Here is a 1576-nt window from a genome sequence, read left to right as displayed (position 1 = left end):
CTCCAGGACCGTTGGCGCCATGGATGGCGCCATCGAGCCCCCATGGATGGGTTTACGGCGTGTCCTGGAGCGGCTGGCCTGCCGCCTCCCCTCGGAACAGGGAGGCGCTGAAACTCAGGCCAAGCCGTCAGCCTTCCATCTGCTCCAGTTCCTTGCCCTTGGTCTCGCGCACGTAGCGGATGACGAAGATGATCGAGAGGATCGCGGCGACGGTATAGATGCCGTACGCACCGGCCAGGCCGATGCCGGCCAGCAGCATCGGGAAGGTCACGGTGATCGCGAAATTCGAGGTCCACTGCGCCGCACCGGCCACGGCCAACGCCGGGCCGCGGATCTGGTTCGGGAACATCTCGCCCAGCATCACCCACATCACCGGGCCCCACGACATGTTGAAGAACACCACATAGACGTTGGCCGCTACCAGCGCCAGCCGCCCCATGCCGTCGGACAGCTGCAGGCGCCCCTCGGCCAGGCTGCCGCTGGCGAAGGCCACCACCATCAGCACCAGGGCCACCGACATGCCGACCGAACCGACCCACAGCAGCGGCTTGCGGCCGATGCGATCGATCAGCACCACCGTCAGCAGGCAGGCGCCGATGCTCAGCGCACCGGACAGGACGTTGATCAGCAGCGCATCGCTTTCCGAGAAACCCACCGCCTGCCACAGCACCGCGCCGTAGTAGAACACCACATTGATGCCGACCAGCTGCTGGAACATCGCCAGGCCGATGCCGACCCAGACGATGGGGCGCAGCTTGCCGGTGGCCTTGTTGAGCAGGTCGCCGAATCGCGGCTTGTGCTGGTCCTGGGCCAGGCTTGCTTCGATCTCGGCCTGCTTGTTCACCGCGGCACGTTCGCCGTACAGCCGGCCAAGCACCGCCCTCGCCTGCGCCTGCCGACCCTTCATCACCAGGAAGCGCGGGCTTTCCGGGATCACCAGCAAGAGCAGCAGGAACAGCAGCGACGGCAGTGCCTGCATCCAGAACATCCAGCGCCAGGCTTCCTGCCCCAGCCAGAGCGGCTCGGTCGACGCACCCGCCGCCCGGGCCAGCAGATAGTTGCTGAGGAACGCTGCGAACAGGCCGCAGATGATCGCCATCTGCTGCACGGTCGCCAGCCGGCCGCGATAGCGCGCCGAGGCGACCTCGGCGATGTAGGCCGGCGACATCACGCTGGCCGCACCGACAGCGAACCCGCCCAGCACGCGTGCGCAGACGAACAACCAGGATGCATGTGCAGCGCCGGCGCCCAGCGCCGATACCAGGAACATCACGGCCGCCACGATCAGCACGCCGCGACGTCCCAGCCGATCGCCAAGCCAACCGGCCACGAACGCCCCGATCGCGCACCCCAGCAGCATCGAGGCGACCTCGAAGCCGAGCGCGGCTTCGCTGGAGTTGAAGGCCTGGCGCAGGCCGTCGACGGTGCCATTGATGACGCCACTATCGAAGCCGAACAGGAATCCGCCGAGGGTGGCGGCGCAACTGATCAGGACGATGAAGGCAGTGTTCTCACCGCCATTGGAGGCGGCACCGGGCTGGACTGGCGACATGAAGGATCCTGCAAGGAAGGGGGC

At 67.0% G+C, this 1576-nt stretch carries 1 protein-coding gene; it reads right to left on the bottom strand.

Features of this window, described 5'->3' with window-relative positions; genetic code table 11:
- Positions 1 to 127: 127 nt before the first annotated feature.
- Positions 128 to 1552 carry a sugar porter family MFS transporter gene (locus AB4Y84_RS21240; protein WP_117310098.1) on the bottom strand — a complete coding sequence of 475 codons (1425 nt, stop codon included), beginning with the start codon at positions 1550 to 1552 and terminating at the stop codon, positions 128 to 130.
- Positions 1553 to 1576: the final 24 nt, after the last annotated feature.

It is taken from the genome of Stenotrophomonas sp. 2YAF22 (genome assembly GCF_052114665.1).
Taxonomy (GTDB): Bacteria; Pseudomonadota; Gammaproteobacteria; order Xanthomonadales; family Xanthomonadaceae; genus Stenotrophomonas; species Stenotrophomonas indicatrix.
This window is presented reverse-complemented; position numbering and strand designations above follow the sequence as displayed.

Bases quoted from the DNA above. Each gene is read 5' to 3' on its own strand.
- AB4Y84_RS21240 (WP_117310098.1), bottom strand. From the start codon at position 1,552: ATGTCGCCAGTCCAGCCCGGTGCCGCCTCCAATGGCGGTGAGAACACT.